Consider the following 26,492-nt stretch of genomic DNA (forward strand, 5'->3'; position numbering starts at 1 on the left):
GGTGTGGCCGAAGCCACTTTGCTTGACCCTGCCGGCTCATCCTCCAAATGATCCGGCAGGGCGATTTCGAATAGTCAGTACAGCATCCACACCAGCCACAAGGTGATCGGCGGGAAGGCTACCAGAATGGCGGTCCGGACGATGTCGCTTGCGACAAACGGCAGGACGCCACGATAGGTCTCGGAAAGCCGCGTTTCGGGCGACATCGAATTGATGATGAAAAGGTTCATCCCCACCGGTGGCGTAATCAGCCCCACCTCGACGACGATCAGGACGATGATACCGAACCAGATGCCGAACTCGTCCGGCGTCAGGCCGAAATCGAGCACCGACATCATCGGATAGACGATGGGAACGGTCAGCAGGATCATCGACAGCGAATCCATGACGCAGCCCATGATCAGATAAAAGATCAGCACGATGACCATGACGACCCATGGATTGAACCCCTGCTCGGCCACCCAGGCCGCCGAGACCTGCGGCAGCTGCGACATGGCGAGAAAGCCATTGAGCGAGGCCGCGCCGAGAACGATGAGGAAGATCATGGCAGTCGAGAGGGCAGTCGAAAGGCACGCTTCGATAAGGCCGGCACGATTGAGGCTGCGAGAGGCAAAGGCGATAAGCCCGGTGCCGGCCGCGCCGACGGCCGCCGCCTCGGTCGGGGTGAAAATGCCGGCATATATGCCGCCGATCACCAACAGGAACACCGCCAGCACCGGCCAGGTTTTTGCCAGCTCGCGAAACCGCTCGCCATAGGACATCCGCTCGCGCAGCCCGCCCGCATCGGGACGAACCCGCACATAGATGGCGATGACGATGATATAGCCGATGGCGGCCAGGAAGCCGGGAATGAAGGCGCCCATGAACAGCTTGGCGATATTCTGCTCGGTCAGGACCGCGAAGATAACGAGGATGACCGAGGGCGGAATGAGAATGCCGAGCGTGCCGCCGGCCGCCACCGTGCCGGTGGCCAGGGCGCCGGAATAGCCGTATTTCTTGAGTTCGGGCAGCGCCACCTGCCCCATGGTTGCGGCGGTCGCGAGCGACGAACCGCAAATGGCGCCGAAACCGGCGCTGGCCCCGATTGCCGCCATGGCGACGCCGCCGCGCTTGTGGCCGAGCCAGGCCGCCGCGGCGTTAAAAAGCTTTGCCGACAGACCGCCAAGCGTGGCGAACTGACCCATCAGCAGGAAGAGCGGCACGACCGAAAGCGAATAGGATGCAAAGGTCGAGTAGGAGATGTTCTTGAACTGCCCCATCATTGGGTTGAAGCTGCCGGTTATCAGCCAGCTGCCGAAAATGCCGACGCCGAGCATGGCAAGGCCGATCGGAACGCGCAGGAAAATCAGGACCAGAACGACAGGAATGCCAAAGAGGCCAAGAATAAGCGGCGTCATGTATGTGCCCCTGCGCTCGGCGCTTCCGTCCGTCCGCTGATAAGATTGCTGATCGACCGGCCCAAGACATAGACCGAGACGATCACCCAGATGACCGCGCCCACAAGCCCGGCCGCATAGGCCCAGCCGAGCGGCATGCGCAGCAGGAGCGTCGTTTCGCCATAGACGAACTTGTCCATGGTGCCGAAATAAAGCCGCCAGGCGATGAACCCGGAGGCAACAAGCATCATCAGGTCGGTGATCACGAGGATCCAGCCATTGGCCCGGGCCCCGAAATTGTCGGTGACCAAGGCCACCAGCGCATGTCCGCGCATCAGATGTGCCCATGGCATGAAGGCGAAGACGGCAAACCCCATGCCGGCGGAGACCAGTTCATAATCCCCGATGATGGGCCGTAGCCCGGCCCAAAGCAGGGCCCGGCCGCCGATGCTGACGACGACCATGATCACGGTGGCAATCATGACGATGCCGCCGGCAACCGCCGTCCATTTGGCCAGCGTATGCACAAAGCGACCAAGAGGCGCGCTATCCTGAAACACGGTGCCCATGCCTCAAGAAAAACGGGGCACCAGGGCCCGATAGTGTCTCTTCAAATTCATGCCGTTCTCCCCCGAATGGCAGTAAATGACCTTCACCGACGGCTGTAAAATGACAAATCGCGCGCCGGTGATAACTTCCGAATTATCGATCGGCCTGAAAATCGGCAGATCGACCGTCCGTTTTGACCGAAATGATTATGCGGTGACATAGGCAATGAGGCCGTCCTCCACGACCATCATCCGTCCAGCGTCCATGGTTATGGAGCGCAGCCGAACTGGCGAAAAGCGCCTCCCCGAGCTCCTCTCTCAGGGAATATAGTTATGTAACATATCTAAATTATGTGCAAGCCACAGACACTCGTGCTAGTGAAAGCCAAACGCTGCTCAAGGGCGGAACAAGCATGTTGGAGGAACAATGACTGATCTAGCCAAGCCCCCCTATCACGCCGATGTCGTCGGCAGCTTCCTGCGGCCCGAAAAGGTCAAGGCGGCGCGCAAGGCGCACTTCCAGGACAAGACAATGTCCGCAGGGGACCTGCATGCCATCGAGGATCAGGCGATCATCGACGTCATCAAGATGCAGGAAGATGCGGGCCTCAAAGCGGTGACCGATGGCGAATTCCGCCGCGCCTGGTGGCACTTCGACTTCATGGGCATGCTTAATGGCCTCGACATCATCCAGCGCGAAGGCGGCGGCATCCAGTTCCACGGCGTCCATACAAAGCAGGACGTGCCGGTGATCACAGACAAGCTCAGCTTTCCGGCCGATCATCCGATGCTCGAGCACTACAAATTCGTCGCCGCCAATACCAAGGTGACGCCAAAGATTTCCATTCCCGGCCCCAGCGCCATCCACTTCCGCATCGCCGACGACGATATTGCCGTTGCCGAATACAAGCACGATGCCGAAGCCTATTTCGAGGCGATCACCGCCACCTATAAGGACGCGGTGAACGCCTTTTACGCTGCCGGCTGCCGCTATCTGCAGATGGACGATATCTTCTTCGCTTATCTCTGCGATCCGAAAATCCGGGCCGAGCGCAAGGCGCGCGGCGAAGATGCCGATTGGCTGATTGGCCGCTATGCCAAGATGATGCATGACGCCATCGTCGATCGCCCGGCCGACATGCTGATCGGCATGCATATGTGCCGCGGCAATTTCAAATCGACCTGGGTGGCCGACGGCGCCTATGACCCGGCTGCCGATGCGATTTTCAACCAGACCGACGTCGATATCTATTTCATGGAATATGACGACGAGCGCTCCGGCGGGCTCGAGCCGTTGCGGCTTCTGCCCAAGGGCAAGAAGCGCGTGCTGCCCGGCTTCATCACCACCAAGACCGCCGAGCTTGAAGACCTCGACGATCTCAAGCGCAAGTTCGAGGCAGCGAGCAAATATGCCGATATCGACCAGCTCGGGATCGCGCCACAGTGCGGTTTTGCCTCCACCGAAGAGGGCAATTCCCTGACCGACGACGATCAGCGCCGCAAACTCGATCTGGTGGTCAAGACCGCCGAGACGATCTGGGGCGGGGTGTAAGAAGGTCCTCAGGCAGCTTTCGCCCATCCACCGGCTGTCATCCCGGCCTTGAGCCGGGATCCATCTCGAGATCTCAGGATGGGCCCCGGCCTTCGCCGGGGTGACAACCGAGTTTGGGGCAAGTTTAGATGCCCAACTCAAAACCAAAACCGCGCCGCCCTTTCGGACGGCGCGGTTTTTTTATTCCGCGGGCTTGGCTGGCACCGTCTCGGCCAGTTCGTGCTCGTGGTCATCCGGCGCCTTGGGCAGGAAGCGGCGGGTGAAGGCGCTGAAACTGTCGATATAGGTCAGGAGGACCGGCACGACGAGGAGCGTCAGTGCCGTCGAACTGACAAGACCCCCGATCACGGCATGGGCCATCGGCGCGTTTTGTCCCGAGCCTTCGTGTAGGCTCAAGGCCAGCGGCAGCATGCCGAAGATCATGGCGAGCGTCGTCATGATGATCGGGCGGAAACGCGTCACCCCGGCCTCGACCAGCGCCTCATAAAGGTTCGCCCCGGCCTTCACGTGCTGGTTGGCATTGTCGACGAGCAGAATGGCGTTCTTCACCACAAGGCCCATCAGCATGATGAAGCCGATGGCGGAGAACATGTTGAGCGTCGATCCGCCGATCAGCAGACCCACCATGACGCCGATCAGCGCCAGAGGCAGCGAGCCCATGATGGCGATCGGTTGCAGGAAGCTGCCGAACTGGCTGGCGAGAACGAGGTAGATGAACACCACGGCCAGCAGCAGCGCCGAACCGACCGCTCCCATCGTATCGCCGATCTGCTCGACATCGCCGCCGAACGAACTGCGGTAGCCCGTGGGAAAATCGATCCGGTCGACCGCCTGCTGCAATTGCGGTGTGATCGTGCCCAGTTCGACGCCTTCGATATTGGCCTCGATGGTCACGCCGCGTTGCAGGTCCTTGCGGTTGATCGTCGCCGGGCCCCGGCTTTCGACCACGTCGGCAACCTGCGAGAGCGTGATCATCCCGCTCGAACCGGTGGCGATCGGCAGGTTGCCGATGGCGTCGATATCGTTGCGGAGATAATCGGGGAGGCGCACCACCACCGAAAACACCTGCCCATTGGCCGCGGTCCAGTCGGACACGTCGTCCCCGCTGATCAATGGCGCCATGGTCGAAGCGATCTGCGAGATCGACACCCCGAGACTATCGGCAAGGTCGCGATTGATGGTGATGCCGACAACCGGCTGCGCCTCGTCGAGACTCGACTTGATGTCGATGAGCCCATCGATCTTGGCCATATCCGCCATCAGCCCATGGGCCAGCCGGCCGAGCACCTCGAAGCTGTCGCCATAAAGCGTGACCGATACCGGTGCCGAGGAGCCGCCGAGCCCGGAGGCTGCCGCCACCTGGAAGGTCGCTCCCGGCACGGCTTCAAGCGCCCGGCGCACTTCGGGCATGAACTCGATGGGCGTAATATCGCGCTGCGATTTTGGAACCAGCGTTACCGTCATGGTGCCCGAATTGGCGCCCGATGACTGCAAGCCGCCGGCAATGGTCGAATAGGTCGTTTCGACCACCGGGAAGGCACGGATGACCTTTTCGGCCTGCCGAACCTTGGAGGCGGTATATTCCTTGCTCGAGCCGGCCGGCGTTTCCACCGTGATGCTGAAATTGCCATTGTCGGTCGCGGGCATGAATTCGACGCCCACCAGCGGAAAGAGGAAGAAGGTGCCGACAAAGGACAGGAGGGCGATGCCCAGAACCGTCTTGCGGAATTTCAGCCCCCAGCGGATCAGGTGCTCATAGCCCCCGGTGATCCATTCGAACAAGCGGTCGAACTGCTGCACCGCCCTGCCGATCGGCCCGCGCTTGGCATTGGGATTGGCCGCCGGATCGTACCAGACGCTCGACATCATGGGATCGAGCGTGAAGGCGATAAAGAGCGAGATCAGCACCGCCACCGAAACGGTCACGCCGAACTGCAGGAAGAACCGGCCCATGATCCCGTCCATGAAGGCGACGGGCAGGAACACCGCGACGATGGAGAGCGTCGTCGCCATCACGGCGAGGCCGATTTCATTGGTACCATCGAACGCCGCCTGCCTGTGGCTCTTGCCCATATGCAGGTGTCGCGTGATGTTTTCACGCACGACGATAGCGTCGTCGATGAGAATACCCACCGCCAGCGACAGGGCCAGCAGCGTCATCATGTTGAGCGTGAAGCCGAGGAAATTGAGCGCCACCATGGTGCCGATGATCGAGATCGGCAAGGTGAGGCCGGTAATGACGGTCGAACGCCAGGAGTTGAGGAACAGGAAGACGATGACGACGGCGAGCAAGGCGCCTTCGACCAACATGTTCTGCACCGCGTGGAAGGAGTCTTCCACCGGCTTGGCATTATCGACCACCACCTCGATCTTCACCGCACCATTGGGCAGTTCTTTGGTGAGGAGATCATCGATCGTCCGGCGAATGCTGTGGGCGACGCCCACCGTATTGGCGCCCTGGGTCTTCAAAATATCGACCGCGAGCGCCCGCTGACCATTGAGAATGGCAAGGCTCGTCGCCTCGCCCGTACCGTCCTCGATGGTCGCCACGTCACGCAGGGTGACCGGCTGGCCGCCGAGATTGCCGACGACGATGTCGTAAAAATCCTGCTCGTCTTCGAGGCGCCCGAGCACCTGAATGGACTGCACGATGCTGCCCTGGGTGATCGAGCCGGCAGCAAGATCCTTGTTCGCCGCCTGCAGCGCCTGCGTGACCGCACTCGGGGTCACGTTGAAGGCGGTCAGGCGATCAGGGTCGATATTGATATTGAGCTGGCGCGGCACGCCGCCGACGACGCTGGCACTGCCGACGCCGCTGATATTGGAGAGGCGCTTGACGATGATGTCTTCGGTCAGCGCGGTCAGATCGCGGTCCGACAGCGTATCCGAACTCACCGCCAGCGACAGGATCGGCAGGGCGGACGGATCGAAGCGCAGGACGCGCGGATCCCCTGCCCCATCGGGCAGCGAGGCTTTGACCGGATCGATCTTGTCGCGAACGTCCTGCGCCTTTTGCTGGGAGTTTTCTTCGAGGTCGAAGATCATCAGCACCATGGCCTGCCCGGATTGGGCAGTGGACTGGATCGTGTCGAGCCCGGCGATCGTATTGACCGCTTCTTCGATGGGTTTGACGATATCGGCTTCCACCGCCTCGGGCGAGGCGCCGGGATAGCTGACGACCACGGCGACGACCGGAAAGTCGACGTCCGGCATCTGCTCGATGGGCAGGCGTTGATAGGAGTAAAAGCCGAAGACCACGATCGCCACCATGATCATGGTGGCAAAGACCGGATGATTGACGCTGATACGGGTCAGGAACATGGGATCAGTCCTCGATCAGCTCATAGGCATCGCCGGCCGAAAGCTCGGTCAACGGTGCAGTAATGACCATATCGCCCGTATTGAGGCCCGAGACCTCGACGACGGCGCCGCGATCCCAGGTCGTGCCGGGCTCGACCGCCTGACGCACGAGGGTTCCATTATCGAGCTTGAGCACGAATTGTCCCTCGGCATCCTCGCGCAGGGCCACGGCAGGCACGGCGATGGCATCGGCGTGTTCGAGGACGGTAATCTGGCCGGTTGCGAACATGCCGCCGCGCAGACGCCCTGAATCATTGTCGAGCGAGATATAGATCGGCACGGCACGGGTGCCGGTCGGCGCCACCGGATTGACGCGCGTCACCCGGCCTTCAAATGTCTGGTTGTCGAGCCCGGTTGCGGTCACCTCCACGGCCTGGCCGGGGGAGACCAACGCGCTCGAATTGACCGAGGCGGAAGCCTGAAAATCCATTTCGGTGAGATTGACAAGCGTGAACAGCGCCGTACCGGTGCCAATGGTCTGGCCCGCTTCCACCGAACGGTCCGAAACGATGCCGTCGATCGGCGCGCGGACAGTGGCATTGCTGAGCGCCAGTTCGGCTACCGACACGGCGCTTTCGAGCGCCGTCATATTGGCTTCGAGCGCCGCTGCGGCCGAGCGTGCCTGTTCGAGCGCCGAGGGGCTGGTCAGCCCCTGCCGCGCCAGTTCTTCGGTGCGCTCCAATTGCTGGCGCGAAGAGAACAACTGTGCGCGCGTGGCATCGGCCGTGGCGCGCTGCTGGGCCAGCTGCAGGGCAAGATTGGCCTGGTCGATTTCAACCAGAACCTGACCCTCCTTAACGCTGTCGCCGGGACGAACGGCAACGCTCAACACCCGGCCGGCCGCCTGCGCGGCCACCACGGCTTGCTTGGCCGGCACCAGCGTGCCCGTCACCTTGACGCGCTGACGCAAGGTCGCCGGCGCGATCTCGGTGACTTCCGAACTCAGCAATTGCCGGGCGACCGGAGCGGCATCGGCCACGACCTCAGGCACCGGCTCCGCCGGCCGCAACGCAAAGAAGGCAACGCCGCCAACGACGATCAGCCCGAGCACGATCCAGGGTCCGATCCGGCGTTTGGGCTTGAGACCCTCCGCGACCCGGCGGGCGTTTTCTTTTTCCCGCTTGCTTTGTGCCCATTCGGGCTTTTCATGGGCTGTGGTCATGGAGAGTGTCCTGATGAAGAGGGGGTCGATTGATAGTCTATCGGCCTGGGGGCACTGGCCTATCGGGAGACATAGAAACGGTGGAAAAGCGAGGGCGGCATCGTCCTGCGCTGGTGTCGCACACTATCGGCCAAGGCTGTATCCAGTCCAGGATTGGCGCAAGGTCCGGAAAGCCGGCCACCGCGGGGTCAAAATGCTCGCATTGGGCTCCTTTTCCATTGTCCATATTGCCGCAACATTGCGAAACTGCAAAGTCCGCGCAATGCAATGGCAATCATTGTCAGACATAACCCCATCCATGATGAGGTAACCATGCGTATACTTTTAGTGGAGGACGAGCTCGATCTGGCTCGGGCGTTGATCAGTGCTCTCGAGCGCCACGACATTCTGGTCGATCATGTTTCGACCCTGGAAATGGCGCTCGAAGCGGTCGAAAACGCCGTTCATTCGATCGCGGTTCTCGATCGCAAATTGCCCGACGGCGACAGCCTGACGATCATTCCGCAATTGCGCCGGGCCCAGGCCGGGCTTCCGATCATCGTGCTATCCGCCCTCGGCTCGCCCGAACATCGCATCGAGGGCCTTGAAACCGGCGCCGACGATTACCTCGCCAAACCCTTCGTCGTCGATGAACTCGTCGCCCGTATCCGCGCCCTGATGCGCCGCCCGGCCATGATCGCGGACATGGGCATTACCGTTGGCAAGCTCACCTTCAATCTCGGCGATGGCACCGCGACCGCCGCGGGCGAGCCGATGACGCTGACCCGCCGCGAAGTGCTGGCCCTCGAAGTTCTGGTGCGCCGCGCCGGCCGCACCGTCGCCCGCTCCGCGCTCGAAGAAGCCGTCTATGGTTTTGACGACGAAATCGCCTCCAACACGCTCGACGCCCATATTTCGCGCCTGCGGCGCAAACTGGCGCCTGCCAATGTCGAGATTCACAGCATCAGGGGGATCGGCTATCTCCTGCGGGCCACATCATGAAGCATCGGCCGCTCTCGCTGCGCCGGGTTCTCTCGCGCGGCCTCATTACCATCCAGATCATGGTGCTTGTCGGCTTCACGCTGCTCGCCGTCGTGCCTTTTGTTCTCGTCATCAGTGCCCAGCAGGGGCTCGATGAAGGCGTCGTCGATGACATCATCGCCTCGGCCGAGCGCATGGACGACGGCAGTTTTTCCCTCAAACCCAGTTCCGATCTAGAGGAGATCATCGAGGCCTATCCCGACTTCTGGTTCATCATGGTCGATGCGCAAAGCAATATCCTCAGACGCGGCAATGTGCCGGCCCCGGTCAATCTCTTCCCGCAAAACCTCGTCCATGTCTCCTCGGCCAACTTCACCGATTTCGGCGATTCCAAAAGCCCCTATGCCATCGTCCGGACCCGCAATTCCAACATGGGTCGCTTATGGGTGATGACGGGTGGTGGCCCGGCCGTCAATTTCAGCGTGGTCGGCAAGGCTTTTGGCAATCCGATGTTCATCGGCCTGATCATCCTCCTGTCCGCGACAACGCTGCTGACCATTCCGCCGCTTATCCGCCGCTCCCTGCTCGGCGTCGAGCAGGTGGCGCGGGACGCCGAACAGATCGATATCGGCCAGAGCGATGTGCGCCTGTCCTACGAGAATGTGCCAGTCGAGCTTATCCCCCTGGTGCGCGCCTTCAATGAAGCGCTCGATCGCCTCGATAGCGGCATCGCCCGCCAGCGGCGCTTTCTTGCCGACGCGGCACACGAACTGCGCACACCCATCGCCATCCTCCAGACCCGGCTTGAATCGCTGCCCGACGGCCCCGACAAGCGCCAGCTGCAGCGCGACTCCGCGCGGCTCGGCGGCATGGCCAACGAATTGCTCGATCTCCATCGCCTGGCGCTCTCGCCCGACAGTTTTGAGACCGTCGACCTCGTCGATATCTCGGCCCAGGTCACTGCCGATCTCGCCCCGCTCGCCATCGATGCCGGCTGCGATATCGAATTCGTCGCCCCCAAAAAACCGGTCGAGGTGAAGGGCGATGCCTCCGCGCTTTCCCGCGCCCTCGCCAATCTCGTCCTCAACGCCATGTCGCATGGCGGCCCGGCGGTGAATATCCGCGTCGAGGTCAATACCGATGGCCGCGTCTGCGTTTCGGACAATGGGCCGGGCGTGGACCCCGAGCACCGCGAAGAAATCTTCTGGCCCTTCCACCGCCTGTCGCAATCGCCCAACGGCGCCGGCCTCGGCCTGAGTCTCGTCTACGACATCATCAAGCGCCACGGCGGCAAGGTGAGCGTCGCGACGGCGCCGCAAGGGGGCGCGCTTTTCGAGATCAGCCTGCCGGTCATAAAGGCCTAGCGCCGGAGACGATCCCTAAGCAGCCAATAGAGCGCAAAGAGCGAGAGCAGCGTCAGGCCGAACCAGGTCAGCGCATAAACGAGGTGATTGTTCGAGAAGGTGAGCACGGTGAGCCCGCCGATCGGATAGGCGGCATCACCGGCGTCGGCATCGACAAAGAACGGCGCGAGATTGTCGAGGCCACTGGCTGCGCCGATTTCGGCGACATCGCGCGAATACCAGCGGCCCGCCTCCGGATCGTTGCTGCGCAAGAACCCACCATCCGGCTCGCTCGCCCGCAGGAGCCCGCTGACCCTCACCACCGCGCCGGGCCGCTCGATCCCCGCGTCGCGCTGCGCTGCCGTGACAAACCCGCGGTTGATAAGCACCGCCCGGCCATCGGCAAGCGCTAGCGGCGTCATCACCCAGAAACCGCCGCCATAGACCGTGACAGCCTGGCTCAGTGTATCGCCGCCCGCGAACCGGCCGCTGGCCGAAACCCGTTGATATTCGCTCGCTTCGGGATCGATCCCGTCCCAATCGGCCTCGTTGAGATCGAGCGGGGTGGCGGTGCTGCGGGCTTCTACCGCCGCGACAAGCCCGTTCTTCCAGGCGAGCCGCTCGACCTGCCACACGCCGAGCCCGCCAAAACCGAGGGCACAGACCGCAGCGAAAGCGGCAAAGGCAATAAGCCCGAAGGAACGCCCCTGCCCTTCCCGCTTCGTCACGGCGTCAGATCAGGTCTGCCGGGTTCATGATATGGCCCGGCATCATATTGGTATTGAGGTGGAACATCACCCAGAGCGAGCCCGACAGGGCAATGACGATGACGATGATGGTGAAAATCGCCGCCATCATCGTCCAGCCGCCCTCGGACTTGGTATTCATATGGAGGAAGTAGACCATGTGCACAAAGATCTGCACCACGCCGAAAGCCATGATCACCAGCGTCGCGATCGTGGTGTCGGCAATGACATTGTTCATCACCAGCCAGAACGGAATGGCGGTCAGGATGACTGAGAGCGCAAAGCCGATCAGATAGGTGCGGCGCGTGCCGTGATCGTGTCCGTCGCCATGCACCTCGGGATTGGGATGGGCATGAGCCATCTGCGAGGGTGTCAACGTGTCGTTGGAGGTCGAAGCGCTCATCGCAGCATCCCCATGAGATAGACCACAGTGAAGACGCCGATCCAGATGACGTCGAGGAAGTGCCAGAACATCGACAGGCACTGCACGCGGATCTTGTTGGCCGGGATCAGGCCCTTGGCCCCGATCTGCACCAGAAGGGTCACGAGCCAGAGAATGCCGAAGGTGACGTGGAGAGCATGGGTGCCCACCAGCACGAAAAAGGCGGAGAGGAAGGCCGAACGCTGCGGCACCGCGCCTTCGTGGATCATGTGGTAGAATTCATAGAGCGTCAGCCCCAGAAACACCGCACCCAGAAGGCCGGTGATCACCAGCCAGACCAGCGTGCCGGTCTTCTTTCCTTCGTCCATGTCGAGCATGGCAAAGCCATAGGTGATCGAGCTGAGCAGCAGCGCGCCGGTGCTGACCGCCACCAGTTGCAGGTTGAACAGGTGCACCGGCGACGGGCCGGCGGCAAAATTGCCGCCGAGCACGCCATAGATGGCAAAGAGCGAGGCGAAGATGAGACAATCGCTCATCAGGTAGATCCAGAAGCCGATCTGGGTCGAGCCATGCGGCGCGTGGTGATGCGGCACCAGCTCGTAGAACTGCGGGGCGTCGCCCTCAGCGGTCGTTGCGTTCGAACTCATCTTAGCGGGCTCCGCTCAAAAGGCGCGTACGGGTGTCTTCGACCTCGGCAACGGCCTCGACCGGGATGTAGTAGTCGCGGTCATAGTTGAATGTGTGGATGATGGCCGCGCCGATCAGCGCCACGAAGCTCAGGATGGCGAGCCACCACATGTACCAGATCAGGGCAAAGCCGAGCACGACGCTGAGACCGGCAAGGACGATCCCCGTAGCGGTATTGCGCGGCATATGGATTTCCATAAAACCCTTGGTCGGCCGCTGCGCGTGCCTGTTCTTCATGTCCGCCCAGGCGTCATTGTCATGAATGACCGGGGTGAAGGCGAAGTTGTACTGCGGCGGCGGCGAGGAGGTCGCCCATTCGAGCGTACGCCCATTCCACGGATCGCCCGTCGTGTCCCATTCCTTGTTCTTGCCAAGGATCGACACGGCGAACTGGATCAGCATGGCGCCGATGCCGCCCGCGATCACCAGTGCGCCGATGCCCGCGATGATGAACCAGATTTGCAGCGATGGATCGTCGAACGTGCGCAGACGCCGTGTGACGCCCATGAGGCCAAGCACATAGAGCGGGCCGAAAGCCAGCCAGAAGCCGACATTCCAGAGCCAGAACGAAATCTTGCCCCAGAATTCGTTGAGCTTGTAGCCGAACGCCTTGGGCCACCAGTAGTTGATGCCGGCAAAAATGCCGAACAGCACGCCGCCGATGATGACGTTGTGGAAGTGCGCGACGAGGAACAGCGAATTGTGCAGCACGAAATCGGCCGGCGGCACGGCGAGCAGCACGCCGGTCATGCCACCGATGGTGAAGGTGAGCATGAAGGCAATGAGCCACATCATCGGCAGCTCGAAGCGTATCTGACCCTTATACATCGTGAAGAGCCAGTTGAAGATTTTCGCCCCCGTCGGGATCGAGATGATCATCGTGGTGATGCCGAAGAACGAATTGACGCTCGCGCCCGACCCCATGGTGAAGAAGTGGTGCAGCCAGACGAGATAGGACAGCACCGTGATCACGACGGTCGCATAGACCATGGACGTGTAGCCAAAGAGCCGCTTGCTCGAAAACGTCGAGGCGACTTCCGAGAAGATGCCGAAGCACGGCAGGATCAGGATGTAGACCTCCGGATGGCCCCAGATCCAGATGAGGTTGATATACATCATCGGGCTGCCGCCGAAGTCGGACGTAAAGAAGTTGGTGCCGACATAGCGGTCGAGCGCCAGGAGCGTCAGAACGGCGGTCAGGATCGGGAAGGACGCAACGATCAGCACGTTGGTGCAGAGCGAGGTCCAGGTGAAGACCGGCATCTTCATCAGGCTCATGCCCGGCGCGCGCATCTTGATGATGGTCGCGATCAGGTTGACGCCTGATAAGGTCGTCCCCACGCCCGCCACCTGTAGCGCCCATATATAATAATCGACGCCCGAGGCCGGTGAATGCTCGATCCCCGACAGTGGCGGGAAGGCGAGCCAGCCGGTCTGTGCAAATTCGCCGACGAAAAGGCTCATCATGACGAGCACAGCGCCGCCGGCCGTCATCCAGAACGAGAAATTGTTGAGGAACGGGAAGCTGACATCGCGCGCCCCGATCTGTAGCGGCACCACATAGTTCATGAAGCCGGTAATCAGCGGCATGGCCACGAAGAAGATCATGATCACGCCGTGTACGGAAAACAGCTGATCATAGTGGTGGGCGTTGAGATAACCCTCCGAGCCGTTGAAGGCGATGGCCTGTTGGAGGCGCATCATCAACGCATCGGCAAAGCCGCGCAGCAGCATGACAATGCCGAGCACCATATACATGATGCCGACCTTCTTGTGATCGACGCTGGTGAACCACTCTTTCCAGAGATAACCCCAGAGCTTGAAATAGGTCAGCGCGCCGAGGACAGCGAGGCCGCCGATAGCCACGACGACGAAGGTGATGACCACGATCGGCTCATGCAGCGGCAGGACGTCCCAGGTGAGGCGCCCGAAGATGAAGGACCAGAATTCGTTTGTCATAGCGCGTCAGCCGGGGTGTTTTGGTTGAAGGCGAGCTTGCCGGCGAGCCAGTCAAGCGCGGGCGCATTGCTCTGCGCGACCATTTCGGGACGGGTCAGACCCTTGCCGACCAGCGGCGCAGCGTTCGGCGCCTTGAGGGCCGGAAGCTTCGCGGTCATGGCAATGGCTTCGTCCGTCGAGCAGATGGCCGCGACATAGGTCTTTTGCGGACCAAAGGGCGAGCGATTACGTTCACCGCCGCCGTAAAGCTCGGGCGCCAGATTGTTGACACCGGCATGGCCGAGCCCGCCCTGCTGGTCGATCGACATCATCTCGCTCACGCACATCTTGTCGCGCTCGACGCACATGTTGAGGATGGCGGTATAGAGACCGCTTTCGACGCCGGCAAAATGCATCACCGGCACATTCTCGGTCGGCTTTTCGACTTCGAGATAGCGCTGGCGGTTGAGCATATCGGGCGAAGTGCGAACATCGGCAAGCCAGGTATCGAATTCGGCATTGCTGACGCCCTTGAAGGCGAAATGCATGCCCGAGAAACCATGGCCGCTATAATGGGCCGCAATGCCCTTATAGGTGCCCGGCTCGTTGACCACGGCATGAAGCCGCGTCTGCATGCCCGGCATGGCATAGATCTGGCCGGCAAGCGCGGGGATATAGAACGAGTTCATCACGCTCGAGGCGGTCAGCTTGAACTCGATCGGCCGATCGACCGGCGCCACCAACTCGTTGACCGTCGCAATGTCATATTGGGGGTAGATGAACATCCACTTCCAGTCGAGCGCCACGACCTCCACTTCGAGCGGCTCGACTTCGGCGACCACCGGCCGGTCCGGACCGAGGCGCCCGAGCTGGCGATAGGGATCGAGCAGGTGCGTCGAAACCCAGGTCACCGCGCCAAGGCAGATGATGATCGCGAGGGGCGCCGACCAGATGACCAGTTCGAGCTGGGTCGAATGATCCCAGTTCGGCTCATATTGGGCATTGTTGCCCTTCCGGTATTTGCGCGCAAACAGCACGACCAGCACCATTACCGGAATGATGATGAGCAGCATGAGCACCGTTGCGATGATGATGAGATCACGCTGCTGCACGGCGATATCGCCCGCCGGCGCCAGCACCACGGCATTGCAACCGGCCAGAAGTGGCGCCACGAGAGGCACGAAAAGAAGTTTGGCAAAACGAGACATTGCGGCCCTTGGGAGGAAGACTGCGCTGGTTTGCGGACTACTCTTCTGGCACCCTCTGCGCCATCGGACATTTTGTCCACTCGTAAGCGCACTCTCTTTGATGCAAGACAGGTTCAAACCGGTCCGCTGCGGACCACTGGCCGCCTTCACTCACTTCCCCAGGCGCGGCACAGAACGTCAATAATGCCAGGAGCTTAGCGACATGGCCGCCTCCACTCCCCACGTCCCTGAGACCTCAGCCGAACACGATGCGCGCCAGCTGCATTCCGGGCACCGGCCGGTCGATGCCGGCGAGATCGCCATCGGTGTGATTATTGGTCGCACCTCCGAGTTCTTCGATTTCTTCGTCTATGCCATCGCTTCGGTGCTGGTTTTCCCGAGTCTCATCTTCTCTTTCGCCGATCCGCTGACCGGCACGCTCCTCTCCTTTGCGGTCTTTGCTCTGGCCTTCGTCGCCCGCCCCATCGGCACGGCGATCTTCCTCGCCGTCGATCGCCGCTATGGCCGCGGCGTCAAGTTGACTATCGCGCTGATGCTGCTCGGCGTCTCGACCGTCGCCACCGCGTTCCTGCCCAGTTACGATCAGGTCGGCTGGCTCGCCGTGGCTATTCTCGTGATCTTCCGCATCGGCCAGGGCCTCGCCCTCGCCGGCACCTGGGATGGTCTGGCTTCGCTCCTTGCGCTCAATGCGCCGCAACAAAAGCGCGGCTGGTTCGCCATGGTGCCCCAACTCGGCGCCCCCATCGGCCTTATCGTTGCATCAGCGCTCTTTGCCTATCTCTCCTGGGCTCTTTCGGCTGAAGATTTCCTCGGCTGGGGCTGGCGCTATCCCTTCTTCGTCGCCTTCGCCATCAACATCGTGGCGCTCTTCGCGCGCCTCCGCATCGTGGTCACGCCCGAATACACCCATCTCTTCGAAAGCGGCGAACTCGAGCCCTCGTCGCTGCGCGAAACCATCAGCAATGACTGGCGCAATATCGTCATCGGTGCTTTCGCGCCCTTGGCGAGCTTCGCCCTCTTCCACATGGTGACCGTGTTCCCGCTCTCCTATGTGTTCCTTTACACTCAGGAAGTGCCGGCCAATTTCCTCGTCATCGAGATTGCGGCCGCCTGCGTCGGCCTCGTCGCCGTAGTGCTCTCGGGCTATCTCGCCGACAGCATCGGCCGTCGCCGGTTGCTCGGCTATTCCGCCGCCGCCATCGGCGTCTTCAGCATCTTCGCTCCGCTCCTGCTTGGCGCGGGCCAGACCGGCGAAACCATCTACATGATCATCGGCTTTGCGCTCCTCGGCGTCTCCTTTGGTCAGTCGTCAGGTGTCGTCGCCGCCAACTTTACCCGCCTTTATCGCTATACCGGCTCGGCGCTCACCTCCGACCTCGCCTGGCTCTTCGGCGCCGGCTTCGCGCCGCTCGTGGCGCTGCTGCTGTCGAGCAATTTTGGCCTCATTTCCTCGGGCGCCTATCTGCTCTCGGGCGCCGTCTGCACGCTGGTGGCGCTCTATTTCAACCGCCACCTCGCCCGCACCAACTAATTGTTCGTGCAGAGCTAATCAGGCGCGCGACCACCCCCATGGTCGCGCGCTTCGTCTTTTTTGCACCTCGACAAAAGAACCAGTGCACGCCGTCAATCTTGTATGGTACATGTAACCGCGCGGCGAAAAGATGAGTCATCACGCCGTGGTTTTGCTGGCATGCGAGGAGCGGAAATGGCCAAGACTTATGCAATCGTGGGCACGGGCGGACGGGCCAGGATGTTCTACGAGGCCATCCTCGGACCCCACAAGGACAATTCGCGCGTCGTCGCCCTTTGCGACACCAACCAGACCCGCATGGACTATACCAATCGCCTCTTCGTCGAAGAGCTGGGCGGCCAGGCCGTGCCGACCTATAAGGCCAACGACTTCGAAAAGATGATCGCGGCCGAAAAGCCCGATTTCGTCATCGTCACCTCGGTTGACCGCACCCATCATCGCTACATCATTCGCGCCATGGAACTGGGCTGCGACGTGATCACCGAAAAGCCGATGACGGTGGACAAGGAAAAGTGCCAGGAAATCCTCGACGCCGTCGAGCGCACCGGCCGGAATGTCCGCGTCACCTTCAACTATCGCTATGCCCCGCACAATTCGGCCCTGCGCGAACTGATCGCCGAAGGCGCCATCGGCACCCCGACCTCGATCCACTTCGAATGGCTGCTCGACACCCGCCACGGCGCCGACTATTTCCGCCGCTGGCACCGCGACAAGCGCAATTCCGGCGGCCTGATGGTCCACAAGTCCACCCACCATTTCGACCTCGTCAATTTCTGGCTCGGCAGCCAGCCCGATACGGTTTTTGCCATGGGCGACCTCAAATTCTACGGTCGCGCCAATGCCGAGGAACGCGGCGTCTTCACGCCCTATACCCGCACAACCGGCGTCGAAGCGGCGAAGAACGACCCCTTTGCCATCGACCTCACGTCCACCCCGACGCAGAAGGCGCTCTATTGGGACGCCGAGAAGGAAGACGGCTATCAGCGCGACCAGAACGTCTTTGGTGACGGCATCTCCATCGAAGACACGATGAATGTCATGGTCCGCTACCGCAACAAGGCGGTGATGACCTATTCGCTCTATGCCTATGCCCCCTGGGAAGGTTTTAACGTCGCCATCAACGGCACCGGCGGGCGCCTGGAACTGATGGTGCGCGAAACCTCCTATATCAATGCCGGCTCGACCTCGACCGCAGAGGGCGCGGCCAAGGGCGTCGATCTCTACCACTTCCCGCTGCACGGCGAATCTCGCGTGGTTCACGTTCCAGCTGGCGAAGGCGGCCATGGCGGCGGCGACAAGATCATGCTTGAGGAAATCTTCGGCAATGCCACGCCACGCCCGGGCTATGGCGCCAACCATCGCGATGGTGCGCTCTCGATCCTGACCGGCATCGCCGCGAACCAGTCTTTTGCGACTGGCCTGCCGGTCGACGTGCGGACGCTGGTCAAACTCTGACCTCAAAGGGACGATTTGGTTAGCAGACTGCCAGCATTGAGTGTGCCCATAGGGAGAATGGGTGAAAATGCTGGCGGTCAGGCCCCGAGGAGGAGAAGGCCATGCGCAAGACTGCTGGTGAGCTGCGTTCGGCGCGCTGGTTCGCGCCGGATGATCTCAGGAGCTTTGGGCACCGCTCGCGGCTGATGCAGCTGGGCTATTCGGAAGCCGATTTCATGGGCAAGCCGATCATTGGCATTCTCAACACCTGGTCCGAACTCAACGCCTGCCACAGCCATTTTCCCGAACGCGTCGAGGCGGTGAAGCGCGGCGTGTTGGCAGCCGGCGGTTTCCCCGTCGAACTGCCGACGCTCTCGGTGGACGAGAGTTTCACCAAACCCACCTCCATGCTCTACCGCAACCTCTTGGCGATGGAAGCGGAGGAAAACATCCGCTCGCACCCGCTCGATGGCGTGGTGCTGATGGGCGGCTGCGACAAGACCACCCCCGGCCTCGTCATGGGCGGCATATCAGCCAATGTGCCGATGATCTACCTGCCCGCCGGCCCGATGCTGCGCGGCAATTATGCGGGAAAATCGCTGGGCTCAGGCTCCGACGCCTGGAAATATTGGGACGAACGCCGCGCCGGCAATGTCACCGATGAGCAATGGCAAGGCCTGCAAGGCGGCATCGCGCGCTCGGCCGGCGTCTGCATGACCATGGGCACGGCGTCCACGATGACCGCCATCGTCGATGCCATGGGGCTCACCCTGCCCGGCGCCTCCTCGATCCCCGCCGTCGATTCCGCCCATCAGCGCATGTCCGCCGATTGCGGCCGGCGCATCGTCGACATGGCCTGGGAAGATTGTACCCCCGCCCACATCGTCACCGAAGCTGCGGTGCGCAATGGCGCTATCGTCGCCATGGCCACGGGCTGCTCGACCAATGCCGTGGTGCACCTGATCGCCATGGCCCGCCGCGCGGGCGTCGAACTCTCGCTCGACGATCTCGATGCGCTCGGCCGCAGCACCCCGCTCCTCGCCAATGTCCGGCCCAATGGCCAAAGCTATCTGATGGAGGACTTTTATTTTGCCGGTGGCCTCCGCGCGCTGATGACCCAGATTACGGATCGGCTGCATTTGGGCGCCGTTACGGTGAACGGCAAGACGCTGGGCGAAAACCTCGAAGGCGCCGTGGTCTATAATGACGACGTGATCCGCCCGCTCTCGAACCCGGTCTATCACGAGGGTTCATTAGCGGTGCTGCGTGGCAATCTCTGCCCCGATGGCGCGGTGATCAAACCGGCAGCCTGCGACCCGAAATATTATTCGCACCAGGGCCCGGCGCTGGTCTACGATTCCTATGCCGAGATGAAAGCCGCCATCGACGACGAAGATCTTGATGTGACGCCCGACCACGTGCTGGTCCTCCGCAATGCCGGCCCCCTCGGCGGCCCCGGCATGCCGGAATGGGGCATGCTGCCCATCCCGAAAGCGCTCATTAAGAGGGGCTTCCGCGACATGTTGCGCATCTCGGATGCCCGCATGTCCGGCACCTCTTATGGCGCCTGTGTGCTCCATGTTGCGCCGGAATCCTATATCGGCGGCCCGCTGGCGCTGCTGCGTACGGGCGACATCATAAAACTCGACCTCGACAATCGCCGTCTCGACATGCTGGTCGCCGAGGATGAACTCGAACGCCGCCGCGCCACCTGGACGCCCCCTGCGCCGCGCTTCGAGCGCGGCTGGGGCTGGATGTATTCCAAACACGTCACTCAGGCCGACAAGGGCTGCGACTTCGACTTTTTGGAACGCGGGTTTGGGGCGGCGGCGGGTGAGCCGGATATTTATTAGGCAGGCAACACACCTCGCCAAACACCAGCTGTCATCCCGGCGAAGGCCGGGACCCATCTCGAGATCTCAGGATGGGCCCCGGCCTTCGCCGGGGTGACAATTGAGTTTAGGGAAACCGAAAAGGACCAAAAAATGACCCGCACGCTCGACAGGGCCCTGACCGGCATTTCCGGCATTCTCGTCACGCCCTATGACGAGAACGGCGATGTGGCTCCGCAAAAGCTGGTGCCCGTGCTGGACCGCGCGCTCGGCGCCGGCCTCCACATGCCGGTGGTCAATGGCAATACCGGCGAGTTCTATGCGCTGACGACCGAGGAAGCTTCCACCATGGTGCGGGAGGTGGTCCATCTCGTTGCCGGTCGCGCCCCGGTGCTGGCCGGTGTCGGCCGCGGCATCCGCGATGCTCAGGCCCTCGCAAAAACCTCGGCCAATGCCGGTGCCACCGCGCTCATGGTGCACCAGCCGCCCGACCCCTTCGTCGCCCCGCGCGGCGTGGTCGACTATCTGAAGGCCATCGCTGACGCCTCGGGCGGATTGCCGATGATGCTATACCTGCGCAACGACGCCATCGGCACCAAAGCCATTGCCGACCTCTGCGCCGTGCCGGGCGTAAAAGGCGTGAAATGGGCGACGCCCAATCCGCTGAAATTGGCCGAGGCGAAAGCTGCATGTAATCCCGAAATCGTCTGGGTCGGCGGCCTCGCCGAAGTCTGGGCCCCTGCGCTCTACGCCGTCGGCGCGCGGGGCTTTACCTCCGGCCTCATCAACGTCTGGCCCGAGCGCTCCCTCGCCATTCACGCCGCCCTTGATAACGGCGATTATGTCAGCGCGAATAAGCTCATCGCCGGCATGAAGGCGTTTGAGGACATCCGCGCCGAGGAGATGAACGGCACCAATGTGACCGGGGTGAAAGCGGCATTGCAGGCGCTGGGTCGGGATTGCGGGCCAACAAGAGCGCCATCCGCCTGGCCGCTGACCAAGGCGCAGCAGGATAAGCTCGAGGCGTTTATTGCGGAGAATGGGTTGCACTGAGGGAGACCGACCGAGTCTCCACCTATTGCCGATCACCCCCTCCCATCCTCCCCCATCAAGGGGGAGGTGCCGGGCCGGTGATTTTGACACGGATCTAGCCCCACACTCGATGGGACACCTCCCCCTAGATGGGGGAGGAGGGAGGGGGTGGAGTCACAAGCGCTGAGTTCTTGTCAGTCCCCCACCAACCGCAACAACGCCACCAGCGCCGCCTCATACCCATACGCTCCAAGCCCCGCGATGACCGCATCGGCGCGCATCGACACATAGGACTTGTGATAGATCTGCTCGCGCTTGTGGATGTTGGAAATATGCAGCTCGATCACCGGCCCCTCGAACATTTTGAGCGCATCGAGCAGCGCCAGCGAGGTGAAGGTGAAGGCAGCGGGGTTGATGACAATCCCGGCGCCCTCGTCGATCGCCTCGTGCACGAGGTTGATCAGCGCTTCCTCGCTGTTCGTCTGCCGGAAGATCAGCGGGCGGTCGCCAACGATCTTCCGGCAATTCTCCTCGATCTCGGCGAGCGTGGTGGTCCCGTAAATATGCGGCTCACGCTTGCCCAAGCGATTGAGGTTGGGCCCGTTCAGAACATAAATCGGCTTCATGGCGCCACGCCCACATAGCCGAACATACGCGGCAGCCACAGCACCGTTTCGGGCACGAAGGTGAAGACGATGAGCGCGCCGATCAGCGTCCAGAGGAAGGGCATGACATCGCCGATGATGGCGCGCATGGGCGAGCCCGATATTCGCGTCATGATGAACAGCAGCAATCCATAGGGCGGGGTAATCAGCCCCAGCATGATATTGACCACCGCCACGACGCCAAAGTGCACGAGATCGATACCCAGCGCCTGCGCCGTCGGGATCAGAACCGGCACGATGACCAGCAGAATCGTCGTCCCCTCCAGCACGCAGCCGAGGATAAGGAGGATGATGTTGACGATGATGAGGAAGGTGACCGGGTTGAGGTCCCACGAGAGCAGGATGGCGCTGATGGTGCGCGGAATGTTCTCGACGGTGACGACATAGTTGAACACCAGCGCCCCCGCGATCAGCATGCCGATCGAAGCCGTGGTCTTGGCGCTGGTGAGCACCGATTGATAGAGTTCCGGCGCCTTGACTGCGCGGTAGATGAAGGCCGAAACCAGCAGCGCATAGGCGGCGGCGACGGCGGCGGCTTCGGTCGGCGTGGTGATGCCGCCATAGATGCCATACATCAGCACCACCGGCATGAAGAGCACCGGCAGCGCTTCCCAGGTCATGCGGGGGAGTTTGCGGAACGGCACCGGCTCCTCGACCGGAAAATCCTTCACCCGCGCGGTGATGGCGATCTGCACCATCATCACCCCGGCCATAAGAAGGCCCGGCACGACGCCAGCGAGGAACAGGTAACCGATGGACGTATCGGCGACGAGCGCATAGAGCACCATGGGAATTGAGGGCGGAATGATCGGCCCGATCACGGCCGTCACGGCGGTGAGCGCGGCCGCATAGGAGGGGGTATATTTCCCGTCCTTGGTCATCATATGCTGCATCATTTTGCCCGAGCCGGCAGCGTCAGCCACGGCCGAGCCGGACATGCCGGCAAAGACGATCGATTGCAGCACATTGACCTGCGCCAGCCCGCCACGGAAGCGGCCGACGAGAGCGTCGCACCACTTCAGCAACCGGTCGGACAGCGTGCCCGAATTCATGATCTCGGCCGCGAGAATGAACAGCGGCACGGCCAGCATGATGTAGTTGGAATACATGCCATTGAGGAACTGCTCGGCGATGATGCCGGGATCCTGTCCGCGCATGAAAAGATAGAGCACGGACCCGCAGATCATGGCGAGGCCCATGGGCAGGCCGAGAAAGGCCAGAACTGTGAGCAGCCCCAGCGACAGCCCGAAGGCGAGGGAAATCGTCATATGCCGGAACTCGCCTTGGTGTGGTCGAACTCATCCGCGTTCCGGCCCCAGACCGCCTGCCAGGCGAGGTAAAGCTGGCGCACGATCATGGCGACCGCGAAGATGCCGTAGATGGAATAGAGGTAGTCGAAGCGGATTTTCAGATACGCCGTCTTCTCGACCTTCATGAAGGCGATGTAGTCGATGACCGCCGGCAGCGAGATCGTGAACAGCACGACCAAAGACAGGGAACTCGCCAGCACCATGGCGCGGCGCAGGCGCGGCCCGGCGGCGCTGTAGAGAATATCGAAGCGGATTTCCTCGCTGTCGCGCACGACAAAGGCAGTGCCGAACAGCACCATCCAGAGCCACATCATGACGCTGATTTCATGCGTCCAGCCAATCGGCAGGTTCAGCAGATAGCGGAAGACGATCTGGATGATGAAGACCACGAACATGGTCGCCAGCATGGCCGCAAGCAGGTTCTCGGCGCGGGCGTAAAGCCACCGGCCAATTGGTTTTAATGAGGAGGGCATGGTGGGCTCCCGCAGCCGATCTTGGCGACCAGCGCATGTCAGGTGAGGCGGCGCCGTAAAGCGCCGCCCCTGCGGAGGACAGTTTTAGAGCGCGTTGATGCGATCGACGACACCTTCCGGCCAATCCTTGGCCAGATCGCTATCGAGATAGACTTTTTGCGCATGGGCACGGAAAGCATCGACATCGGGCGTGTTGATGGCAAGGCCAGCGCCCTTGAACTGTTCCACCAGCGCGGCTTCACGATCGAGGTGTGCCTTCTGGCTGAAGTCGATGGCCTGGGTAGCGGCGGCGGCGAAAGCCGTCTGCTGTTCCGGCGTCATCGCATCCCAGGCCGTCTTGGAAATCACCAGAAGATCAAAACCCACGAGGTGCGAGGTGAGGACGATCTGGTCCATCACTTCATAAAACTTCATGTTTTCAACGTTGGGCAGCGGATTGTCCTGGCCGTCGATGGCGCCGGTCTGGAGGCCGGTATAAACCTCGGCATAGGCCATGGGCGTCGGATTGGCGCCGAGCGAAGAACCGAGGAACTGCCAGGCATCGCCCCCGGGCATGCGCAGCTTGATGCCCGCCATATCGGCCGGCGTCTTGATTTCCTTGTCGGTGGTCAGGCCCACCTGGCGCGCGCCAAAGTAGGTCGGCCCGAGAATGTGGATGCCAAGCTGCTCTTCGGCCATGGCCTTGAACTCGGCGCCGACATCGCTGTCGAAGAACGTGCGCAGGTGATCCGCGTCACGGAAGAGATAGGCCGAGGTCAGCACCGACCAGGCCGGGATCTGGTTGGAAATATCCTGCGGGGCGATATTGCCCATTTCGAGATTGCCGCGCTGCAGCGCGACGAGCTCGGTGCCTTGCTTGAACAGGTTGCCGCCATAATAGGGTTCGAGCGTGGCGATATCGGCGATCTGCGAGGCCAATAGCTGGGTCATCTCAGCGCGGATATCCTGCTCGGAAAACACGGCGGAAAAGCGCAGCACGGGCTTGTCCTGGGCCATGGCCGGCATGGCGGCAGCCAGCAGAAGCCCGCCGACCATAAGGGCGCGGCGCGAAAGCGAAAGGTTCATGTCTTATTCCTCCCTTGGGGAACACCCCCGTTCCGGATTGTCCGGGACGGCCAATGGTCCTCTCCATCGGCTTGCCGTCACTTTGTACGAACTAGTACGTTCATGTCAACCACGACTGAGACTCTTTGTTCAGGTCTCTTTCATTTCGTCATTGGATTTTGTATATATCAGATATTCCTAATTTTACCAGACGCGTGATGATGGCCGGACCAGAAGTCGAAAACGAGCAGACAATCGGCGAAGCCACCTATCTGCGCCTCCGCGCCGATATCATCGCCTGCCGCCTGGCGCCGGGGCAAAAACTCAAACTCGAGCCGCTGCGCGAGACGTATGGCGTGGGCGTCAGCACGCTGCGCGAAATCCTCAACCGGCTGGCAAGCGAAGACCTGGTGATTGCCGAGGGGCAGAAGGGGTTCGTGGTCGCCCCAGCCACCGCAGCCGACCTGCGGGAAATCGCCGACCTTCGCCTGCTGCTCGAAAGCCATGCGCTGCAACTCTCGTTTGGCCGGGGCGATCTCGAATGGGAAGGGCGCGTCGTTGCCGCGCATTACAAGCTCGCCACCATCGAAAAGCAGCTGCTGGCCGGCGAATCCCGGAGCACCAGCGATTGGGTGCGCTACGATTTCGCCTTCCACAATGCGCTGATCTCGGCCTGCGGCTCAAAGGCCCTGCTCGATCTCCACGCCGCGATCTTTGACCGGTTCCTCCGCTACCACATGCTGGCCGTCAGCTTTCGCGGGGCCGGCGTAGTGAACGATCACAGGGCCATGTTCGAGCTGGCGTTATCGCGCGATATCGATGGCGCGCTCGCCATGCTGGCCAGCCACGTCAATCGCGGCGTCGAACATGTGCTGGGAACCGGCCGCCTCAGCGCTCAGGCGTAAGCGGCGAAGGTCTTGGCCATTTCCAAAGGGTCCGGCTCGCGCCCGGAAAACAGCTGAAACGCCCGCACCGCCTGATAAACCGCCATACCGCCGCCCGGCAGCACCCGGCAGCCAATGTCCCGCGCCTGGCGAACAAGCGCGGTCTCGCGCGGAAAATAGATGATATCGGCCACCCATTGATGGGGTTGCAGCAGGCCGGGATCGAACGGCAGGCCCGGCAGCTTTTCCATACCGACCGGGGTGGCATTGACGACCCCTGACGCCTCTTCGATCACCTCGGCCAGCCGCTCCGGCGTCATCGCCCGCGTAAGCGTGCCATTGGCCGATGCCACCTGCGCCGCCAGCGCTTGTGCCCGCGAAGTATCGACATCGACGATATCGATCTCCATCGCCCCCAGCTCCGCCAGCGCCTGAGCCACCGCCGCCCCGGCCCCGCCGGCACCAATCTGCACCACGCGCGAAACGGGCACGACGCCGAGCCCCTGCCGCAGGCTTTGGGCAAAGCCATAGCAATCGGTATTGTGCCCCTCGGTCCCGCGCTCGGAAAAGACAACGGTATTCACCGCCCCGATGGCCGAGGCCTCGCCCGAGAGAGTGTCGAGCAGCGGAATGATCGCCTGCTTGAAGGGATAGGTGACATTGACCCCGCGAAACCCGCGCTCGCGCACCGCTTCGAGCATGGCGCCGAGATCTGCGTCCTCAAGGCCCAGCTTATCGAAATCAATGGGATCATAGCGATAATCGAGACCCAGCCGCCGGCCTTCGGCCTCGTGCATGATCGGGGTTAGCGAGGCGCCGATACCGCGCCCCAGCAGCCCGATTCGCACGCCCGCCCCGGCATTGGCTGTAGCGGCACGTTCGCCCTCGACACGCGCCAGGGCTTCGCGCACGCGATCATTGTGACTGGGCAAAGGTCCTGCTCCCTCAAGCGCGGGTTTTCAAAACCCTTCCGCTCTTGTTTTCGTGCTCGCCTCGCCGCTACAAACGATCTCAGGCGATTTGCC

Annotated in this window: 22 protein-coding genes; 8 read left to right on the top strand and 14 right to left on the bottom strand. The window is 61.8% G+C overall.

Annotation, left to right across the window (positions count from 1 at the left end; translation table 11 throughout):
* Positions 1–74: 74 nt before the first annotated feature.
* Complete coding sequence (locus ASD83_RS11120; protein ID WP_056310841.1) at positions 75–1,397, bottom strand: TRAP transporter large permease; 1,323 nt, start codon at positions 1,395–1,397, stop codon at positions 75–77.
* Positions 1,394–1,945: a TRAP transporter small permease gene (locus tag ASD83_RS11125; protein WP_056310843.1), complete on the bottom strand. Its 552-nt coding sequence runs from the start codon at positions 1,943–1,945 to the stop codon at positions 1,394–1,396. Before ASD83_RS11125 ends, ASD83_RS11120 begins: the two co-directional genes overlap by 4 nt.
* Before the next feature lie 406 nt (positions 1,946–2,351).
* On the opposite strand from ASD83_RS11125, the gene ASD83_RS11130 reads away from it, so the two are divergent.
* The gene (locus tag ASD83_RS11130; RefSeq protein WP_056310845.1) at positions 2,352–3,476 is read left to right on the top strand and encodes a 5-methyltetrahydropteroyltriglutamate--homocysteine S-methyltransferase; all 1,125 of its coding nucleotides are present in this window, start codon (positions 2,352–2,354) and stop codon (positions 3,474–3,476) included.
* A 180-nt stretch (positions 3,477–3,656) separates the two neighbouring features.
* On the opposite strand, the gene ASD83_RS11135 is transcribed toward ASD83_RS11130, so the two are convergent.
* Positions 3,657–6,797 carry an efflux RND transporter permease subunit gene (locus ASD83_RS11135; protein ID WP_056310847.1) on the bottom strand — a complete coding sequence of 1,047 codons (3,141 nt, stop codon included), beginning with the start codon at positions 6,795–6,797 and terminating at the stop codon, positions 3,657–3,659.
* Positions 6,798–6,801: 4 nt separating this feature from the next.
* On the bottom strand, positions 6,802–7,998 hold the full coding sequence (locus ASD83_RS11140; protein ID WP_056310849.1) for an efflux RND transporter periplasmic adaptor subunit: 1,197 nt from the start codon (positions 7,996–7,998) through the stop codon (positions 6,802–6,804).
* A gap of 312 nt (positions 7,999–8,310) precedes the next feature.
* Between ASD83_RS11140 and ASD83_RS11145 the strand changes: the two genes are divergently transcribed.
* A complete protein-coding gene (locus ASD83_RS11145) occupies positions 8,311–8,979 on the top strand; it encodes a response regulator transcription factor (RefSeq protein ID WP_056312329.1) in 669 nt (222 codons plus the stop codon).
* Positions 8,976–10,322, top strand: coding sequence for a sensor histidine kinase (locus ASD83_RS11150; protein WP_056310853.1), 1,347 nt, complete (start codon positions 8,976–8,978; stop codon positions 10,320–10,322). Before ASD83_RS11145 ends, ASD83_RS11150 begins: the two co-directional genes overlap by 4 nt.
* Here the strand turns inward: ASD83_RS11150 and ASD83_RS11155 are convergent.
* From ASD83_RS11155 to cyoA, 5 genes are read right to left on the bottom strand one after another with little or no spacing between them, the layout of a single operon-like run.
* Complete coding sequence (locus ASD83_RS11155) at positions 10,319–11,029, bottom strand: SURF1 family protein (RefSeq protein ID WP_200946501.1); 711 nt, start codon at positions 11,027–11,029, stop codon at positions 10,319–10,321. The two genes, ASD83_RS11150 and ASD83_RS11155, sit on opposite strands and share 4 nt — an antisense overlap.
* Positions 11,030–11,033: 4 nt before the next feature.
* Positions 11,034–11,450 (bottom strand): cytochrome o ubiquinol oxidase subunit IV, encoded by a 417-nt coding sequence (gene cyoD / locus ASD83_RS11160; RefSeq protein WP_413813497.1) that lies wholly within the window; start codon positions 11,448–11,450, stop codon positions 11,034–11,036.
* Positions 11,447–12,076 (bottom strand): cytochrome o ubiquinol oxidase subunit III, encoded by a 630-nt coding sequence (gene cyoC, locus ASD83_RS11165; RefSeq protein ID WP_056310855.1) that lies wholly within the window; start codon positions 12,074–12,076, stop codon positions 11,447–11,449. Before cyoC ends, cyoD begins: the two co-directional genes overlap by 4 nt.
* A 1-nt stretch (position 12,077) precedes the next feature.
* Positions 12,078–14,075 (bottom strand): cytochrome o ubiquinol oxidase subunit I, encoded by a 1,998-nt coding sequence (gene cyoB, locus ASD83_RS11170; RefSeq protein ID WP_056310858.1) that lies wholly within the window; start codon positions 14,073–14,075, stop codon positions 12,078–12,080.
* Positions 14,072–15,262: a ubiquinol oxidase subunit II gene (gene cyoA, locus ASD83_RS11175; protein ID WP_056310860.1), complete on the bottom strand. Its 1,191-nt coding sequence runs from the start codon at positions 15,260–15,262 to the stop codon at positions 14,072–14,074. Before cyoA ends, cyoB begins: the two co-directional genes overlap by 4 nt.
* Before the next feature lie 202 nt (positions 15,263–15,464).
* On the opposite strand from cyoA, the gene ASD83_RS11180 reads away from it, so the two are divergent.
* From ASD83_RS11180 to ASD83_RS11195, 4 genes are all read left to right on the top strand, one after another.
* The gene (locus ASD83_RS11180) at positions 15,465–16,793 is read left to right on the top strand and encodes an MFS transporter (protein WP_056310862.1); all 1,329 of its coding nucleotides are present in this window, start codon (positions 15,465–15,467) and stop codon (positions 16,791–16,793) included.
* A 174-nt stretch (positions 16,794–16,967) separates the two neighbouring features.
* Entirely contained in the window at positions 16,968–18,248 is a 1,281-nt protein-coding gene (locus tag ASD83_RS11185) for a Gfo/Idh/MocA family oxidoreductase (RefSeq protein WP_056310864.1), read from the top strand.
* 101 nt (positions 18,249–18,349) lie between these two features.
* Entirely contained in the window at positions 18,350–20,080 is a 1,731-nt protein-coding gene (araD, locus tag ASD83_RS11190) for an L-arabinonate dehydratase (protein ID WP_056310866.1), read from the top strand.
* A gap of 132 nt (positions 20,081–20,212) precedes the next feature.
* On the top strand, positions 20,213–21,112 hold the full coding sequence (locus tag ASD83_RS11195; RefSeq protein WP_056310868.1) for a dihydrodipicolinate synthase family protein: 900 nt from the start codon (positions 20,213–20,215) through the stop codon (positions 21,110–21,112).
* 173 nt (positions 21,113–21,285) lie between these two features.
* On the opposite strand, the gene ASD83_RS11200 is transcribed toward ASD83_RS11195, so the two are convergent.
* The 4 genes from ASD83_RS11200 to dctP form a co-directional block, all read right to left on the bottom strand.
* On the bottom strand, positions 21,286–21,717 hold the full coding sequence (locus ASD83_RS11200) for a type II 3-dehydroquinate dehydratase (protein ID WP_056310870.1): 432 nt from the start codon (positions 21,715–21,717) through the stop codon (positions 21,286–21,288).
* Positions 21,714–23,024: a TRAP transporter large permease gene (locus tag ASD83_RS11205; protein WP_056310872.1), complete on the bottom strand. Its 1,311-nt coding sequence runs from the start codon at positions 23,022–23,024 to the stop codon at positions 21,714–21,716. The genes ASD83_RS11200 and ASD83_RS11205 overlap by 4 nt, the downstream gene beginning before the upstream one ends.
* Positions 23,021–23,539: a TRAP transporter small permease gene (locus ASD83_RS11210; RefSeq protein ID WP_056310874.1), complete on the bottom strand. Its 519-nt coding sequence runs from the start codon at positions 23,537–23,539 to the stop codon at positions 23,021–23,023. Before ASD83_RS11210 ends, ASD83_RS11205 begins: the two co-directional genes overlap by 4 nt.
* 84 nt (positions 23,540–23,623) lie before the next feature.
* Positions 23,624–24,604, bottom strand: a complete 981-nt coding sequence (gene dctP / locus ASD83_RS11215) for a TRAP transporter substrate-binding protein DctP (protein ID WP_056310876.1) — start codon at positions 24,602–24,604, stop codon at positions 23,624–23,626.
* Positions 24,605–24,804: 200 nt separating this feature from the next.
* Between dctP and ASD83_RS11220 the strand changes: the two genes are divergently transcribed.
* Positions 24,805–25,488, top strand: coding sequence for a GntR family transcriptional regulator (locus ASD83_RS11220; protein WP_056312335.1), 684 nt, complete (start codon positions 24,805–24,807; stop codon positions 25,486–25,488).
* On the opposite strand, the gene ASD83_RS11225 is transcribed toward ASD83_RS11220, so the two are convergent.
* Positions 25,479–26,399 (bottom strand): shikimate dehydrogenase, encoded by a 921-nt coding sequence (locus tag ASD83_RS11225; protein ID WP_320409104.1) that lies wholly within the window; start codon positions 26,397–26,399, stop codon positions 25,479–25,481. The genes ASD83_RS11220 and ASD83_RS11225 overlap by 10 nt on opposite strands.
* Positions 26,400–26,492: the final 93 nt, after the last annotated feature.

Origin of the sequence: Devosia sp. Root685, assembly GCF_001427875.1 — a bacterium.
Lineage (GTDB): Bacteria > Pseudomonadota > Alphaproteobacteria > Rhizobiales > Devosiaceae > Devosia.

Bases quoted from the DNA above. Each gene is read 5' to 3' on its own strand.
- dctP (WP_056310876.1), bottom strand. From the start codon at position 24,604: ATGAACCTTTCGCTTTCGCGCCGCGCCCTTATGGTCGGCGGGCTTCTG.
- araD (WP_056310866.1), top strand. From the start codon at position 18,350: ATGCGCAAGACTGCTGGTGAGCTGCGTTCGGCGCGCTGGTTCGCGCCG.
- ASD83_RS11205 (WP_056310872.1), bottom strand. From the start codon at position 23,024: ATGACGATTTCCCTCGCCTTCGGGCTGTCGCTGGGGCTGCTCACAGTT.
- ASD83_RS11185 (WP_056310864.1), top strand. From the start codon at position 16,968: ATGGCCAAGACTTATGCAATCGTGGGCACGGGCGGACGGGCCAGGATG.
- ASD83_RS11125 (WP_056310843.1), bottom strand. From the start codon at position 1,945: ATGGGCACCGTGTTTCAGGATAGCGCGCCTCTTGGTCGCTTTGTGCAT.
- ASD83_RS11195 (WP_056310868.1), top strand. From the start codon at position 20,213: ATGACCCGCACGCTCGACAGGGCCCTGACCGGCATTTCCGGCATTCTC.
- ASD83_RS11120 (WP_056310841.1), bottom strand. From the start codon at position 1,397: ATGACGCCGCTTATTCTTGGCCTCTTTGGCATTCCTGTCGTTCTGGTC.
- ASD83_RS11220 (WP_056312335.1), top strand. From the start codon at position 24,805: ATGGCCGGACCAGAAGTCGAAAACGAGCAGACAATCGGCGAAGCCACC.
- ASD83_RS11150 (WP_056310853.1), top strand. From the start codon at position 8,976: ATGAAGCATCGGCCGCTCTCGCTGCGCCGGGTTCTCTCGCGCGGCCTC.
- cyoC (WP_056310855.1), bottom strand. From the start codon at position 12,076: ATGAGTTCGAACGCAACGACCGCTGAGGGCGACGCCCCGCAGTTCTAC.
- ASD83_RS11200 (WP_056310870.1), bottom strand. From the start codon at position 21,717: ATGAAGCCGATTTATGTTCTGAACGGGCCCAACCTCAATCGCTTGGGC.
- ASD83_RS11180 (WP_056310862.1), top strand. From the start codon at position 15,465: ATGGCCGCCTCCACTCCCCACGTCCCTGAGACCTCAGCCGAACACGAT.
- cyoB (WP_056310858.1), bottom strand. From the start codon at position 14,075: ATGACAAACGAATTCTGGTCCTTCATCTTCGGGCGCCTCACCTGGGAC.
- ASD83_RS11140 (WP_056310849.1), bottom strand. From the start codon at position 7,998: ATGACCACAGCCCATGAAAAGCCCGAATGGGCACAAAGCAAGCGGGAA.
- ASD83_RS11135 (WP_056310847.1), bottom strand. From the start codon at position 6,797: ATGTTCCTGACCCGTATCAGCGTCAATCATCCGGTCTTTGCCACCATG.
- ASD83_RS11130 (WP_056310845.1), top strand. From the start codon at position 2,352: ATGACTGATCTAGCCAAGCCCCCCTATCACGCCGATGTCGTCGGCAGC.
- ASD83_RS11210 (WP_056310874.1), bottom strand. From the start codon at position 23,539: ATGCCCTCCTCATTAAAACCAATTGGCCGGTGGCTTTACGCCCGCGCC.
- cyoA (WP_056310860.1), bottom strand. From the start codon at position 15,262: ATGTCTCGTTTTGCCAAACTTCTTTTCGTGCCTCTCGTGGCGCCACTT.
- ASD83_RS11145 (WP_056312329.1), top strand. From the start codon at position 8,311: ATGCGTATACTTTTAGTGGAGGACGAGCTCGATCTGGCTCGGGCGTTG.
- cyoD (WP_413813497.1), bottom strand. From the start codon at position 11,450: ATGAGCGCTTCGACCTCCAACGACACGTTGACACCCTCGCAGATGGCT.